General features: G+C 63.8%; 12 protein-coding genes. 9 read left to right on the top strand and 3 right to left on the bottom strand.

Going from position 1 to position 15,857, the window contains the following annotated elements; translation table 11 throughout:
- The first annotated feature begins 111 nt into the window (after positions 1 to 111).
- Entirely contained in the window at positions 112 to 1,182 is a 1,071-nt protein-coding gene (locus NZK81_RS09520; RefSeq protein ID WP_260045888.1) for an aminoglycoside phosphotransferase family protein, read from the top strand.
- 118 nt (positions 1,183 to 1,300) lie between these two features.
- Here NZK81_RS09520 and NZK81_RS09515 read toward each other — a convergent pair whose 3' ends face one another.
- Together NZK81_RS09515 and NZK81_RS09510 are read right to left on the bottom strand one after the other, a co-directional pair.
- A complete protein-coding gene (locus NZK81_RS09515; protein WP_260045887.1) occupies positions 1,301 to 3,814 on the bottom strand; it encodes a TonB-dependent receptor in 2,514 nt (837 codons plus the stop codon).
- A 378-nt stretch (positions 3,815 to 4,192) separates the two neighbouring features.
- The gene (locus NZK81_RS09510; protein WP_260045886.1) at positions 4,193 to 4,921 is read right to left on the bottom strand and encodes a dienelactone hydrolase family protein; all 729 of its coding nucleotides are present in this window, start codon (positions 4,919 to 4,921) and stop codon (positions 4,193 to 4,195) included.
- Positions 4,922 to 5,341: 420 nt separating this feature from the next.
- Between NZK81_RS09510 and NZK81_RS09505 the strand changes: the two genes are divergently transcribed.
- From NZK81_RS09505 to NZK81_RS09470, 8 genes are all read left to right on the top strand, one after another.
- A complete protein-coding gene (locus NZK81_RS09505) occupies positions 5,342 to 5,773 on the top strand; it encodes an energy transducer TonB (protein ID WP_260045885.1) in 432 nt (143 codons plus the stop codon).
- Between the two features lie 131 nt (positions 5,774 to 5,904).
- Positions 5,905 to 6,948 carry a mannose-1-phosphate guanylyltransferase gene (locus NZK81_RS09500; protein WP_260045884.1) on the top strand — a complete coding sequence of 348 codons (1,044 nt, stop codon included), beginning with the start codon at positions 5,905 to 5,907 and terminating at the stop codon, positions 6,946 to 6,948.
- Between the two features lie 14 nt (positions 6,949 to 6,962).
- Entirely contained in the window at positions 6,963 to 7,775 is an 813-nt protein-coding gene (locus NZK81_RS09495; protein WP_260045883.1) for a class I mannose-6-phosphate isomerase, read from the top strand.
- A gap of 23 nt (positions 7,776 to 7,798) precedes the next feature.
- Positions 7,799 to 8,239: a DUF2721 domain-containing protein gene (locus NZK81_RS09490; protein WP_260045882.1), complete on the top strand. Its 441-nt coding sequence runs from the start codon at positions 7,799 to 7,801 to the stop codon at positions 8,237 to 8,239.
- Positions 8,240 to 8,334: 95 nt separating this feature from the next.
- Positions 8,335 to 9,609 (top strand): MFS transporter, encoded by a 1,275-nt coding sequence (locus tag NZK81_RS09485; RefSeq protein ID WP_260045881.1) that lies wholly within the window; start codon positions 8,335 to 8,337, stop codon positions 9,607 to 9,609.
- A 56-nt stretch (positions 9,610 to 9,665) separates the two neighbouring features.
- Entirely contained in the window at positions 9,666 to 11,585 is a 1,920-nt protein-coding gene (asnB, locus tag NZK81_RS09480; RefSeq protein WP_260045880.1) for an asparagine synthase (glutamine-hydrolyzing), read from the top strand.
- Positions 11,575 to 13,182, top strand: coding sequence for an FAD-dependent oxidoreductase (locus NZK81_RS09475; protein WP_260045879.1), 1,608 nt, complete (start codon positions 11,575 to 11,577; stop codon positions 13,180 to 13,182). Before asnB ends, NZK81_RS09475 begins: the two co-directional genes overlap by 11 nt.
- A 206-nt stretch (positions 13,183 to 13,388) precedes the next feature.
- Positions 13,389 to 13,853, top strand: a complete 465-nt coding sequence (locus tag NZK81_RS09470) for a GNAT family N-acetyltransferase (protein WP_260045878.1) — start codon at positions 13,389 to 13,391, stop codon at positions 13,851 to 13,853.
- Positions 13,854 to 14,072: 219 nt separating this feature from the next.
- On the opposite strand, the gene NZK81_RS09465 is transcribed toward NZK81_RS09470, so the two are convergent.
- A complete protein-coding gene (locus NZK81_RS09465; RefSeq protein ID WP_260045877.1) occupies positions 14,073 to 15,833 on the bottom strand; it encodes a fatty acyl-AMP ligase in 1,761 nt (586 codons plus the stop codon).
- Positions 15,834 to 15,857 lie beyond the last annotated feature (24 nt).

The raw sequence follows: 15,857 nt of genomic DNA, 5'->3' as shown, positions 1-15,857 counted from the left end.
CGACCCTCGTATGACCGAATAAATTCTCTATTGTGAAGGATGGACCGAAATGGTGAATTAGGTCAAGGCAAACCCGAGCCATCGGAACAAGCATCGAAGAAGGGGAGAACAATGTCTCAGGCAATTGCGCGGCGGGTTCCGTCGCAACCCAGGGTCGCGGTCCCGGCAACGCTGGCAGAAGCGCTCGACGCGGCCTGGCTGGGCGAGGCGCTGGCTGCGGTCTCGGGTAGCAGGGCGATCGTCGCGGTGCGACAGGTCGAGGTGATCCGCACTGTTGCCACCAAGGTTCGCTTCGCGGTCACCTTCGAGGACGGCGAAGTGGCGCACTTCTGCCTCAAGGGCCTGCTCGACGTCGACTCGATGACCGCGCGTGGCGGCCCGACCTGCGTGCTGGAGGCGGATTTCTATGGCAAGGTCGCGCCCATCACGGACGTGCGGGTGCCCGATGCCGTGGCCACGGTGATCGACCGCGAGGCGCAGCAGGCGGTCACGATCATGCGTGACCTCACCATCGATGGCGCCGCGTTCTGCTCCGCGCTCGATCCCTTCACGGCGGACGATGCGGTGATGAGCCTGGAGCAGCTGTCGCTCCTTCACGCCAGAAGCGCCTTTCTCGACGAAGCCGACTGGATCCGTCCGCGCGCGGCGGAACTGGCGAAGATGTCCTACGTCACGCCCGACATGCTGCAGGAACTGCTCGATGGGCCGCGCGGGGACAATCTGTCATCCAGGGTGCGCAACGCGCAGAACCTCGCCGTGGCCATCAAGGCGCTGGCAGTGCGCGACAGCGCGCGCCCGCAGTTCATGATTCACGGTGATGCCCATGCCGGCAATACCTTCCGCACGGGAGAAGGGATGGGGCTGATAGACTGGCAGCTGCTCCAGCGTGGCGGCTGGGCGCTCGATGTTGCCTATCACCTCAACGCGGTGCTTCCGACCGAGATTGCCGAAACCGACGAGCGGCGCCTCCTCGGCGAATATCTGGCGATGATGCGCGGCCAGGGCATGACGATGCCGAACACCGAAGAAGCGTGGATGCAGTACCGGGAGGCGGTGACCTACGGCTATTATCTCTGGTCGATCACCCGCCGCGTCGACCCGCCGATCATCGTGCAGTTCACCGACCGGCTGGGCAAGGCGGTCATGCGTCATGACAGCTTCGGCCTGCTCGGCGTGTCCTGAGGAGCCGGTGCCGGTCCCGCAATGAAAAAGCCACGCCCTGGGGGCGTGGCTTCAAGTCTGGTCCCGAGGGACCGTATCGCCCCGCGCCACTCGGCCGACGCGGGGCTTTCTCTTATCCTTACTGTCCGAAGCTGTACTTCAGGCGCAGGCCGTACATGCGCGGCTGGCCGTACATGAAGTCGAGGATGCCTGACGATTCGTAGCCGCCGCCCGAGGTCGTGCGGTAGTGCTTGTTGGTCACGTTCTGGGCGAAGGCGACGATGTCGAAGCCCGTGCCGCCGACATTGGACCAGCCCGCGTTGAGATTGATCAGGCTGTAGCTCGGGATCTTGTTGTTCCCGTCGACATACTGCGAAGCGGTGTAGGTGTAGATCGCGCCGAACGAGAGATCGCCCACGCCTTCACCCAGCGGCACGTCGACATCGCCCGTCAGGGTCAGCTTGTGCTTGGGCGAATAGGTCAGCGGTCCACCGATCACGCCGCGCGGGATGATCTGCTCGAAGGGGCTGTCGGCCGAGAGCGTCGGCGGGGTCAGTTCCTTGAGCTTGGTGTCGAGGTAGGTGTAGCCGGCACCGAGGCGCAGCATGTTGAACAGCGTGAACCCGCTGTCGACCTCGATACCCTTGATGGTCGACTTGCCGGCGTTGATGATCGCCGCGCCGCCGGCCAGACCGCTGCCTTCCTTCGCCACCAGGGCGCCGAACACCTGCTGGTCGCTGAAGTCGTTGTAGAAGCCGGACACGTTGAAGTAACCCGGCACTGCGCCGCGGATCGTCAGCTTTGCGCCGATTTCATAGGCGTCGAGCTTTTCCGGGCGCGACGTTTCGAGGCCGGGATTGGTGAAGTTCACCGAGCCCTGACGATAACCGCGCGAGTACTTGGCGTAGATCAGGGTATCCGGCGTCGGCTTGAAGTCGAGGTCGATCAGCCAGGTCGGCTTGTTCGACTTGTTGACGATTGTGGTGCCGCAGGCGGTCGTGTCTCCACCGTTGGTGATCAGGTCCACGTCGGGGTGGTTGAGAACGTCGTTGCAGACGCGCTGCGCCGGGCCAGTGCCAACGCCGGGGATCGTCGCGAAGACCCAGCGGTTGCTTTCGGAGTAGCCATGGATCTTGTCGAAGGTCCAGCGCCCACCGAGGGTCAGGGCCAGCTGGTCGGTGAAGTTGTAGGTGCCCTGGGCAAAGATGCCATGGTTGTCGAAGGACAGGCGTGTACGCGATTCCGAGATGATCGCGCCAGGGAAGACGAAGGACGTACCCGGAACCGGGATAAGAGGAAGCCCGCCGGTACAGTTCAGCGTTCCCGGATCGACGCAATTGCTGTAGATGCCGGTGCGCTGCTGGTTGTAGCCGATCGGGCGACTGAATTCGAGATAACCGCCGACCACGAAATTGAACTTGCCGTCGGTCGAGCGGCCCTGGATCTGCAGTTCCTCGGTCGTCGTCGATTCCGACGCCGCGTCATGGCCGGGCTGGGTGCCCAGCCGGATGTAGTCGAAGCGCTGACCCGGAAGCGGCCCGCCATTGGCAGCGAAATACTGCGTCGTCGGCGTGTTGGGGATGAAGAAATTATCGCTGTAGAGCGAGAACGCGCTTTGTTCGCGGTATTCGCCGTAGCTGGCGATGTTCTTGACGGTGATCGTGTCGCTGGCCTGCCACGTAGTGGTGTTGATGAACTGCCAGGTACGCAGATAGATCCGCGGGTTGGGATTGGACACTTCGACATCGAGCGGGCCATCGCCGCGTGCGGTCTGGCGGTCGATCTGGTCGCAAGCGGCCGTTGCAGTGTAGTAGCGGGTCAGGCTGTAGCGCGAACCCGTCGGATTATCGTCGGTAATCGTGGATGGATCGATTGCCAGCGGGCTTCCCGCCTCGCGGTCGCACGACTGATAGTGCGTCGCGTAGCCGTTCGTGTCGGAGCGGCTGTAGTGGAAGATCGTGTAGTTCTCGAGTTCGGGCGTGAGGTCGGCGACCAAGCTCAGTCGGGCATAAGTATAATCCACGTCGTTATAGGCGCTGGGTCCGACGCCTGAGTGGTTCTTCATGTAACCGTCGCGCTTGTTGCGGTCGACCGCGACGCGAACCTTGAAGGTGTCGGCAAGGGGCACGTTCAACGCCGCCTGAACGCGGCGCTGGTCGTAATTGCCGATGGTGCCTTCGATGTTGCCTTCGAGCAGGTCGGTTGGCTTAGCCGGAACGAGGAGAACCGCGCCGCCGGTCGTGTTGCGGCCGAACAGGGTACCCTGCGGCCCCTTGAGGACCTGCACGTTCTGCAAGTCGGTGAAGGCACCGGCGCCCACGGTGTTGCCGCCCGCGGTGCCGCCCTGTGCGCGAACGCCGACGACGTCCGCGAAGTAGACACCGACCGTCGGCGCGGTGGCGGCATCCTGGTTGAAGCCACGAAGCGAGAAGGTCGCCTTTTCAGGGCCGTAGCGCGTATTGACCGAAAGCGAGGGAGTCGTGACGGCAAGATCGGAGGCGACGGCGATGTTGCGCTTTTCGATCTGGTCGCTGCTGTAGACCGTCATTGAAATGGGAACGTCCTGCAGGCGCTCCTCGGTGCGGCGGGCGGTCACGATGATGTCGCCGGGATTTACGGTCGGTGCGTCCTCGGCCAGCGCGGGCGTTGCCATGGATGTGCCTGCGAATGCCGCACTCAATAGAAGTGCATTCCTGAAATTGCTTGCTTTCATGACTTTCCTCTCCTCCGGAAACTTTGTTCTCACGTTTCGACAACGCGAACGCCGGACGGCCGGTTTTCCGGTCCGTTAGAGTTGGTCAGCCCTGTGGAGATGGCAGGATGATACGATCCGATCATGGATCGTCCCCCATGTCTCCTTTCGTGCTTCCTCTCACCCAATGCGCCGTGTTGTCGGCTTTTTTCTTTGGTTGTGTCTGAGAGTACTGAACTCGCATTGGGATGCAAGCAAAAGCATTCGCATTCAGTTCTCAATTGTGAATCAAGCGTCGAACCATAGAATTTTTTGCCGGATGTTGCTGATTGACAACAGTCAGGGGGGCAGCTGCCGGCCTATACGTTCTGCGAGCATGGCCAGAGTTCCCACCCAGGCAACACGATGAGCACAGGCGTCATATCCAATGCCGTCGGCGATCCCGTCGTGATCGGGATCGGTGAAGGAATGCTGTGCGTTGGAAAACAGGGTGACCTGATAGCTGGCCCCCGCTGCGTCGAGTTCGACGCGCAACGCATCGAGGTCGGCGCGCGGAGCATAGGGATCCCGGCCACCGGACCAGACGGCGATGTCGGCGCTGACTTCGCCTGTCCGCGCCGGAGCGTGGGTTGTCAGCAGGCCGTGAAAACTTGTGACCGAGGCAACCGGCGCACCGCTGCGTGCCAGTTCGAGGACGCACTTGCCGCCGAAGCAGTAGCCGATGGCGGAAACGCGCGCGGGATCGACCTCGGGAAGGGCGCACACGGTTTCGAACCAGGTGACGACGCGCTCGCGCAGAAGTTCGGGGGCATTCAGCAAGGCGGTGAAGTATGCGCCGGCGGCTTGCGGCGTCGAAAGATCCGCGCCGACGCCGTACATGTCGATGCCGATCGCCAGATATCCCTCATCGGCAAGCTCGCGCATGGCCTTGCGAAAGCTGTCTCCCGGTCCGGTCGCGCCGGGGAACATGAGTACGGTGCCACGTGGGCGCGCGACGGTTGGCCGTATTGTGAATCCTTCGAGCGTGACGTTCCTGTGGATGCAACGAAGGGTGTGAGAAACCGTCATGCCGATGGCCTCCTCCTTTTCATTAATGCGTCGTATTTGTGAATCATGGTTCGCATGAGGGAATGAAGCGAGTTGCCCGACTTGTCAAAACCAACATTGCCTTGCCGGCGGCGCCTGTGGCACTGCGGCCCCATGAGACAGGCCGATTTCCGCACGGGCCCCGGTACGCGGTGGGGGGTTATTGCGCTCGTGCTGCTCATTCATGTCGTGTTGATCGCGTTACTCGTCCGGGCATTCACGCCCCGTTTCGCGGCAACGGTGGTCGACGCCGTAACGCAGGCCTTTACCGTGCCGTTGCCGCCACCGCCGCCCGAGCCTGTGCCATCGCCGAGTGCGGCTCCGCCAAGGGAGGAGGGCGCCTCCGGCGCACCGGGCCGAAAAGCCCGACCTCGCGACGCGGCAGCGCCTCCCGCGCGTGTCGTGGTGAAGCCGACCCAGGCCCCTCCGGCGGCGGGTAACGGGGACGAAAACGCGTCGGGGGCCCGGCCCGAGGGCGAGGGCAGCGGTGCTTCAGGGCCGGGCTACGGTACCGGCGCGGGCGCGGGCGGCATGGGGCAGGGCGGCGGGCAGGCCACGCCCACGGTCAAGATCAAGGGTGACATCAATTCGGCGAAGGACTATCCGCGAGCCAGCCGCGATCTTCGGATCGGGGCCTCCGTGACCATCGAGATGACCGTGGGTGCGGATGGGCGTGTCAAGGCATGCCGTATCGTACAACCCAGCCCCGATCCCGCGGCGGACCGGATCACTTGTGCGCTCGCGACGAAGCGTTTCCGGTTCCGGCCGGCGCTGGACGCGGAGGGAAGTCCTGTAGAGGCGACTTACCGTTGGCGGCAGCGTTGGTTTTATTGATGATGCAGAGACCTGATTGATAGTAAATTCTTTAGTCATGATAAAACTTGTCAACGGCGGTCGTTGCAATGCAGCATTCGGCCGGTAATAGATTGCACTATGCTTCATGGAATTACGGCTGATTGGAAAACATGCCTGATATTGTTCCCGTAATCTTGTGCGGCGGCAGCGGCACGCGACTCTGGCCGCGCAGTCGAGCAACCAAGCCCAAGCCTTTTTTGCCGCTTGTGGGGGACTGTACCCTGTTCGAGGCCGCTGTTGCGCGCTGTCCTGCCGAACGCGGCTTTTCGCCACCGGTGGTGGTGACGGGGCGCCAGCATCTCGAACATGTCGAGCAACAGCTGGGCAGCGCCGAAGGGGCTCGGATCATCGTTGAACCGGCTGCGAAGAACACGGCGGCGGCGATCGCTCTTGCAGCCAACCGCCTGTCCGAGGATGCCGTCATGCTGGTCTGCCCGAGCGACCATCACATCGGCAATGCGCAGGCTTTCGTGGATGCCGCGCTGGCTGCGGCCGATCTTGCGCAGGACGGCTGGCTCGTCTCTTTCGGGATCGAGGCGACCGCGCCCGAGACCGGCTTCGGCTATCTCAAGCGCGGCGAACCGGTCGGTGAGAAGGGCTTCCGCACGGCCCAGTTCGTGGAGAAGCCGGATCTCGAACGGGCCAAGGCTTTCCTGGCGGATGGCGGCTACGCTTGGAATGGCGGGATTTTTGCTTTCCGTGTCAAGGATTTCCTCCGGGAACTTGCCGCCCATCGTCCGCAGATCGCGGCGGTTGTGGCCGAAGCCGTGGCCAAGGGCAATGAAGACGGCCCGCGCTTCCATCCCGACGCGGAAACCTTTTCCGGCGTCGAAAGCGATTCGGTCGACTACGCGGTCATGGAAAACACCGACCGCGCCGCCATGGTGCCGGCGAACATGGACTGGTCCGACATCGGCAACTGGGACGCCCTGCACGAAGCGCTCGAGCGTGACGAGAACGGCAACACCGTGCGGGGCAACGGGTCCAGCGAACTCGTCGATTGTTGCAATGTCCTTGTCGACACTGATGGGCCACGTGTGTCGGTGATCGGCCTGAAGGACGTGATCGTCGTGGTCGATGGCAACGACGTCATGATCACTACGGTTGCGGGCGTGCAGAAGGTCGGCAAGCTGGACGGGGCGGCGAACCAGTAGGAGGGAGCTGGTCAATGGGGGTACTTCCCATCCGGCAGGTCGAAAAACCCTGGGGCAAGGACATCCTGCCCGCACCTTTTGTGGCGCCCGAAGGTCAGCGCATCGGCGAGATCTGGTTCGAGCCACCGGCTGAACTGCCCGATCTGCTGGTCAAGTACATCTTCACCAGCGAGAAGCTCTCGGTACAGGTCCACCCTTCCGACGCGCAGACGCTGGACAAGGGGATTGGTCGTCAGGGCAAGGAAGAATGCTGGTTGATCGTGGATGCCGAGCCCGGTGCGCGGCTCGGGATCGGCTTCGATGCGGCAATCGGGGAAGAGGGCATGCGCGCCGCCGCCATCGACGGGTCGATCGAAGGTCTCATGACATGGCATGAAGTTCGGCCGGGCGACTTCTTCTACATCCCGGCCAACACCGTTCATGCCATCGGCGCGGGGGTTAGCCTGATCGAAGTCCAGCAGAACTCGGACATCACCTATCGCCTGTTCGACTATGGCCGCCCGCGCCAACTGCATCTGGAAGAGGGCATGGCCGTGGCGATGGGCGCACCCTACGATCTCGCCGCCTGGCACAAGGCAATCCCGCCTCGCGGGACGCAGGTGCTTGTGGACGGGCCGCTGTTCCTGCTCGATCAGGTCGAGGGAGCGCCCGGCGCCGAGACGGCTGCGCGCTTTCCCGGCGCATTGCTCGTGATCCCACGCGAAGGGCTGGTTACGGTGGCGGGCGAGACTGTCGCGCCCGGCGGTTGCGCGCTGGCCGACGGTCTGGATGCGGTCCGTTTCGCCGAAGGCGGGATCTGTCTCCTTGCAAGGCCCTGTGCAGTCTAGCGAAGCGGTGCGATAAGGGCAGTATGATCGCCCAGACCATCCAGCTCGCTCTCGCCCCGGTGTTCATGCTGGTGGCGATCGGCAACATCCTCAACCTGCTCACGGCGCGTCTCAGTCGCGTCGTCGACCGGGCCCGGGTCCTGCAAGGCCAGCATACAACCACGCAGGGGAACGAGCACGACATGGTGGTGCTGGAAATCCGCACGGTCGATCAGCGTATCCGGCTGATCGGCCAGGCCATGCGCCTGCTGGTGCTGAGCGCGCTGTTCATCGGCACGACCGTCTTTCTGCTGTTCTGCGAGGAACTGCTGGGTGCCGAAGTGCGGCTGATCGCTGCGGGGACCTTCATCATGGCGCTCACGCTGCTCATGGTGGGGCTGGTGCTGTTCCTGCGCGAAACGCAGGTCGCGGCCGCGTCCTTGCGCATTCCGCGCGACTACCTGGAGCTTGAGCGCAAGATCTGACCGGCCCCGGCATCGCCCGGGCGGCGCTGGCAGCCGGCCGATTGCCAATTTCTCCTTCCTATCTACGCTGCCGGCGAAAGGGAGGGACTGTCCGAATGGAAGATAGTGGGCGGACGCAGGGGGAGGAATGGTCGTCGGGCTGGACGCTGGTCCTGGCATCGGCGATCGGATTTTCCTTTTTCTCGGTCCTGCTCTCGGCTGTCGGCCTGTTCATGGAGCCATTGAACCGCGAGTTCGGCTGGGACAAGTCGGTGCTCTCGGCTGGTCCCGCGATCGCGACTGGCGTGACCGCGCTGCTCTCTCCGTTCTACGGGGCGATGATCGACCGGTTCGGTTCGCGCCGCCTTGCACTTCCCGGCATCGTCGTGACCATGGCGGGTACCGCCATGTTCGCGCTGGCGGACGGCAGCCGCACGCAGTGGCTGATGATGTGGGCGCTCTTCGGGCTCATCCTCACCTCGATCAAGTCGACGATCTGGACCACGGCGGTTGCGGGCGTGTTCGAAAAGGGGCGCGGCCTCGCGCTCGGCATCGTCGTGGCGGGCACCGCGATCGCGCAGACGGTAGTGCCGCCGCTCGGCAACTGGCTGATCGTCACCACCGGTTGGCGCGGGGCTTTCTTCTGGCTCGGCGCGGGTTGGGGTGGATTGACGCTGCTGCTGTGCTGGCTGTTCCTCTTCGATGCCCATGACCGCCATGCGCGGGCCGCAGCCAAGCGGGGTGAGACCGCCAGGGCGCGCGGCAGTGTCTCCTTGCCGGGGCTCACAAAGGCGCAGGCCTGGCGTAGTCCGGCGCTGTGGATGGTGGCCGTGTCCACCTTCATCGTCATGCTGCTTACGATCGGCCTTGGCATCCACCTGTTTCCCATCCTCACCGAAAGCGGCGTCCCGCGCGAGACTGCCGCCTGGATGATGTCGCTGGGTGGCATCGCCGGTGTCGTCGGCAAGCTGACCACCGGTTTCCTGCTCGATCGCTTCCGGCCCAACTGGATCGGCGGCCTGACCATGGGCGTGACGGCGGTAACGTTCTTCATGCTCGACCGCTTCATCGAATCCACGGCAGCGGTGATCGTGGCCGTGGTCATCAACGGCTACGCGGCGGGGACGAAGATGCAGATCTGCGCGTTCCTGACCGTGGGCTATGCCGGCATGCGCAACTTCGGTTCGATCTACGGCTTGATGTCCGCGCTCGTGGCGTTGGGATCGGGGCTTGGCCCGTTCATCGCGGGACGTATCTACGACACCATGGGGGGCTATGGACCATTCCTGTGGCTGGGCGTGGTCGGCTGCACGGTAGGTGGCATGTTGCTGATCCTACTGCCGCCTTATCCACGGTGGCAGGAAGTTAACGAAACCGAGGCCTTTTCCTGACCGGTCTGCCTCTGTAACGGAACCGCCATAGTCATGGCGGCAACGACGAGGGGCCCATGTGCGGCATAACCGGCTGGTACAGGCGCGGCGGCAGGCCGGTGCCGCGCGAAGCGATTACGCGCGCCTGCCGGACCATCGTGCATCGTGGCCCCGACGACGAAGGCGTGCATATCGACGGTGATCTGGGGCTGGGCCACCGCCGCCTTTCGATCGTCGATCTGGAAGGCGGCCACCAGCCGATGTTTTCGGCGGACGGGCGCTGGGCGATCGTCTTCAACGGCGAAGTCTACAATTTTCCGGAACTGCGCGAGGAACTGGCCGACTGGGGCTGGCAGTTCTCCACTCACGGTGACACCGAGACGATCCTGGCCGCCTACGTGCGCTGGGGCGATGAGGCTTGGCCTAGGCTGGAAGGCATGTACGGCCTAGCCATCTGGGATGCGAAAGAGCGCCGTCTGGTGCTCGCGCGCGACCCGCTGGGGATCAAGCCGGTCTACTACACGCTGCAGCAGGGCGGGATCGCCTTCGGTTCGGAAATCCGCACCTTGCGGGCGATGTCCTCGCCCGATGGCGGTGGGCTGGACTTCACCGTCTGCGAGCGCGGCGTGCATGACTTCTTCATGTTCGGGCACGTGCAGAAGCCGCGCTCGATCTGGCAGGAAGTGAAGACGCTGCCGCCCGGCCATGTGCTTCACATCGGGCCGGAGGGTGAGCCGGAGATCCGTCCGTTCTGGCGCCCCGAATTCCGGGTGACCGAGGGCCTGTCCGAAGCCGAGTGGATCGAGCAGACCCGCCATTGGGTTTCCGAGACGACCAAACGCCACATGCTGGCGGACGTGACGGTCGGCGCGTTCCTGTCAGGCGGAGTGGATTCGAGTGCGGTCGTCGCGGCCATGGCGCATCATGCCACCACGCCGGTCAAGGCCTTCACCATGGGCTTTCCGGGCACCTCGATCGACGAGACCGAAGCGGCGGCGCGCATCGCCCGGCATCTAGGCTGCGAGCACATTACCTTGCCGCTCCAGCCGCAGGATGCCGGGATCATGCTCCCCGAAGTGCAGCGCAGCCATGACGAGCCCTGCGCCGCCACGGCAGCCGTGCCGGTGTGGCACCTCTCGAAACTCGCGGCCGAGCATGTGAAGGTCGTGCTCTGCGGCGAGGGTTCGGACGAGATCTTCGCCGGGTACAAGCGCCAGCGCACGGCGCTCGCCGCCGCGCGGACCGGGCCGCTGCTGCGGATGCTGGAGCCGGTGCTGGCGGCGATCGACCATGTGCCCGGCATGGGCAGCAAGCGGCTCAACTACCTGCGGCAGAATGCGCGCCGGTTTCGCCAGTCGGCCATGCTGGAAAATAACTACCAGCGCTTCTTCCAGGGCACGCAGATCTCCACCCCGTGGGTGCGCGAGGCGCTCTACGAGCCCGGCTTCCATGCCCGGCAGGAGAGCGATCATCCCTTCGCCGATCTGGAACGCGAGTACTTCGGCTACCCTGGCGCGCGCGATCTCGATCCGCTGTCGCAGTTCATGCTGGCGGACCTCACCGTCCACATGCCGGCCTCGCTGCTCAACCGCACCGACCGGGGCTCGATGGCGCATTCGCTCGAAGCGCGGGTGCCGTTTCTCAGTCACAAGCTGGTTGACTGGGCGCTGACGATGCCCCGCGCCATGAAGTTGCGCGGCAAGGTCGGCAAATATGCCCTGCGCAAGGCGGTGGAACCCTGGCTCTTCCCCGGCGCGCTGGATGAGCGCAAGCTCGGCTTCCAGCTTCCCTTCGCCGAGTGGTTCAGCGGCGGTTTTGCCACTTTCGCGCAGGAGGCCTGGACCTCCAGCGGCGCTTCGAAGAGCGGCTATCTGCGCGAGGACGCCGTGCAGAAGCTGTTCGCCGAACATGCCGCGGGCGTGGCCAATCACGGGCGCATCCTCTACGCGATCGCCATGTTCTCCTGCTGGTGGGACCAGACTTTCGATGCTCGTTGATCTCCAGAAAACCCCCGAAGCCCTTGCCGGAAGGCAGTTCGACGTCTGCGTGATCGGCGCGGGCGCGGCGGGCGTGACGCTCGCGCGCGAGCTGATGCGTGCGGGGCATCAGGTGTGCCTGGCCGAAAGCGGCGGCATGGACTTCGAGGAGAAGACGCAGGCGCTCTACGACGGCGCCAACATCGGCCACGATTACTACCCGCTGGAGGAATCGCGTCTGCGCTTCTTCGGCGGCACGGTCTCGATCTGGGGCGGGCGCTGCGCCTTGCTCGACGAGATCGACTTCGCCAAGCGCAGCTGGGTGCCGCATTCGGGCTGGCCGATCACGCGCGATCAGGTGATGCCCTACTGGCGGCAGGCGCAGGACATTTTCGAAATCGGCCCGTTCGAATGGGACGATGCCTACCGCCTCTGCGGTATTCCAGATCAGGGCTTTGACCCGGAAAAGCTGGCGACCGATCTGTGGCGCTTCGACGAGGCGACCGAGCGTTTCGCACAGGCGCGCACGAAGGACCTGATCGACGCGCCCAACCTCACCATCGTGCTCCACGCCAATGCCACGCAGGTGCAGGCGAGCGCGAACGGCGCAGAGATCGAGCATGTCGAAATCAGGACGCTCACCGGCCAGTCGGCCCGGCTCAAGGCGAAGCACTATGTTCTCGCTTGCGGCGCGATCGAGAACGTGCGGCTGATGATGGCGTCCGACGACGTGATCGCAGGCGGCCTCGGCAATGCCCACGACCAGCTCGGCCGCTTCTTCATGGAACATCCCACCGGCCGCATCGGCAAGGTGGAGACATCGCGCCCGTTCGATCTCTGGGCCGCCTACCAGAAGCGCTTCATGAAGTCCGGCCCGCCGCTGGCGCCGGTGCTGCGCCTGTCCGACGCGGTGCAGGAAGCGGAAGGGGCGATGAACTCGATCGTCACCTTCAAGCTGCAGCGCCCGCCGGAAAAGGGCGTGGCGCTGGGTAACAAGCTTTACGGTACGATCAAGCACTCGCTGAACCCGAACCGCACTGGCCGCACGCTCGACCACATCTACCGGGGCCTGCGCGGCTGGTTCCACCGCGCCGTGCGCGAGAAGGTGGAAGCAGCCATGGCCAATACCGGGATGACCGGCCTCTACATGATCATCCGCGGCGAGCAGGCGCCCAACCCGGACAGCCGCATTGTCCTGTCAGACAAGCGCAACGCGCTGGGCGAGCGGCAGGCCGACCTCGACTGGCAGCTCGACGCGCTCGACAAGCACACCGCCCGCGTCTTCGCCCGCGTCTTCGGCGAGGAACTGCAGCGCATGGGGCAGGGCCATGTGACGCCGACCGAGTGGATCGCGGAAGCGGGCAACGACTGGCCGGTCGATCCCACTGTCGGCAACCACCCTATCGCCGGCTATCACCACGTGGGCGGCACCCGCATGAGCGACGATGCGAAGACCGGCGTGGTCGATGCGCATGGCAAGGTGCATGGTCTCGCCAACCTGCATGTGGCGGGCAGTTCGGTGTTCCCGACGGCGGGCTGGGCGAACCCGACCTTCACGCTGGTGGCACTGGCGCTGCGGTTGGCGGAACGGCTGGACGGGGAACTGAAGGCGGGGTGAGTTGGATTGGGTCAGGTGGCCAATAACTTGACCAAACGAATGGCTGCTTTTGGAGTGCTGGAAGGGCCGTCTGAGCGTCTGGAAAGTCGGGGAGAGCGGACGCAGCTATTAAGCGCACCCTATTCCTGCAAACCGTCCCGCTTCACTACAATGCGCTCACATACGCGTCTTATTGCAGCCATGATTTTCCGCCAGATATTCATGCTATGACAATCATACGCTGTGCGATTTTTCCCGATGATACAACGTCGGTGCTGAGCATCTGGCACGAATTTATCGCCAATTCCCCCGTGAATCTCGATTATCAAAATAACGATGCCGAATTCGCGAACCTGCCTGGCAAGTATGCTTCGCCGAAAGGATGCGTGTTGCTTGCGGATCGGGAGGGCGAAATCGAAGGTTGTATCGCAATGCGCCAAGTCTCTTCCGAAATATGCGAAATGAAACGACTATATGTTCGTTCTCAGGCACGGGGCTGCCATCTTGGTCGCGATCTTGTGAACTGCCTGATCGAGCAAGCTCGTTCGGTGGGTTATAGGGAGATGAGGCTTGATGTGCAGGCGAAGTTTATCCCCGCGCGCAAGTTATATGAGGATTTAGGTTTTGTCGCCGCCGAACCGGTTTCTTTCAACCCGGTTCCCGGTGCATCTTTTCTCGGCCTCTGCTTGTAGCTATTTCGGCACTTGATCTCGACCTGATGCTCAATAATTCATCGTTTTCAGGCACATCTGCTAAGTCGGTGTGTCCGGAAATGCCGGTTTTGGACAAACGTCGCGAACAGTAGTCGTCCCGAGGTGTTTTTACATTTGCCCGTATAGCCTGCCAGCCACGCAAAACGGGCCGGAAAGCTTGCACTCTCCAGCCCGCCTTTCGTCACCTCGTGAACCCGCTCAGGCGGCGAGCTTGAAGGGCTCGATCTCGCCGGAGAGGTAAAGCTTCTTGGCCTTGGCGCGGCTGAGCTTGCCCGAGCTGGTGCGCGGCAGGCTCTTGGGCGGGACCAGTTCGACCACGCAGTTCATGCCGGTGATCGAACGGACCTTGTCGCGGATCAGCTCGTGCAGCTCGAGGCGCTTGGCCGGGTCGGACACGCGGCAGTGGACGAGAACGGCGGGGGCTTCCTCGCCGTTTTCCATCTCCACCGAGAAGGCGGCGATGTCGCCGTGGTTGAAGCCGGGAAGCTGTTCCACGGCCCACTCGATGTCCTGCGGCCAGTGGTTCTTGCCGTTGATGATGATCATGTCCTTGGCGCGACCGACGATGAACAGGTAGCCATCGGCCATGTAGCCCATGTCTCCGGTGTCGAGCCAGCCATCGACCATGCATTCGGCCGTTGCTTCGGGATCGCGGAAGTAGGAGTGCATGACGCTGGTACCGCGGCACCAGACCTTGCCGATCTTGTGATCGGAGAGGCTTTCACCCTTTTCGCCGCGGATCACGACTTCCATGTCGCGCACCGGCTTGCCGCAATTGACGATGGCGCGGTAGCGGGCCGGGCGCGACAAGTCGCGCGGGGAGCCCGAAAGGCGCTCTTCCTCGACCAGCTCGACACGGATGCCTTCGCCCGGGGGCATGATGGTGACCGCCAGCGTCGCTTCGGCAAGGCCGTAGCTGGGCAGGAACGCGCTGGCCTTGAAGCCGGCATCGGCAAAGGCGTTGACGAAGTTCTGCATCACGTCGGGGCGGATCATGTCGGCGCCGTTGCCCGCGAGCCGCCAGCGCGACAGGTCGAAGCGTTCGGACACCGCGGTCTGCGTCGAGATGCGGCGCGCGCAGATGTCGTAGCCGAAGGTCGGCGAGTACGAGATCGACATGCCCTCGTTGCGGGTGATCAGGTCGAGCCATGCCAGCGGACGGCGGGCGAAATCCTCGGTCTTGAGGTAGTCGCCCGAGACCTGGTTGGCGATCAGCGAGAGGAAGCAGCCGACGAGGCCCATGTCATGGTACCAGGGCAGCCACGAGATGCAGCGGTCGCCATCGGTCAATTGCATGCCGTGGCTGTGCGCGGCAAGGTTCGACATGAGCGAGCGGTGGGTGACGGCGACGCCGTGCGGGAAGCGCGTCGAGCCGCTGGAATACTGCAGATAGCAGATGTCGTCCGGCTGCGGCGCAGGCAGCTCGCATTCAGGGGCGTCCTTGGCGGCGAAATCGGCCCAGGTGGCGTGGCCGCAACCCTGCCGCGCGGCAGCGGCACCGGTCATCTCGGCGATTTCGTCCGGGCCGACGAGCAGCGTCGGGTCCGAGCTGGAAAGCTGGACGGCAAGCTGCTCGATGTAGTTTTCCTTGCCGCCGAAGCTGGTCGGCAGCGGCAGGGGCACCGGCCATGCGCCGGCATAGACCGTGCCGCAGAAAAGTGCCGCGAAATCCGTTCCGGTTTCGGCGATCAGGGCGATGCGGTCGCCGGGCTTCACGCCGCGCGCAACGAGCGCACGGGCAACGGCCAGCGAATCCGTGCGCAGCTCGCTGAAGGGATAGACCCGCGTCAGCGTGCCGCGCGGATCATGGAAATTGAACCCGCGCTCGCCGCCCGCGGCGTAGTCGAGCGCCTCGCAGAAGGTGTCGAAATCGGCGAACCGGCGCGGCAGAGCGTCGTCGTTAGGCGTCGCTGCAAGTGCCGTACCTGAGTTGGGCACCATGCTGATGGTGTCGGCCATGTTTCTTTAACCCGTTGTTGTTTT

The organism is Novosphingobium mangrovisedimenti, from assembly GCF_025153475.1.
Lineage (GTDB): Bacteria > Pseudomonadota > Alphaproteobacteria > Sphingomonadales > Sphingomonadaceae > Novosphingobium > Novosphingobium mangrovi_A.
This window is presented reverse-complemented; position numbering and strand designations above follow the sequence as displayed.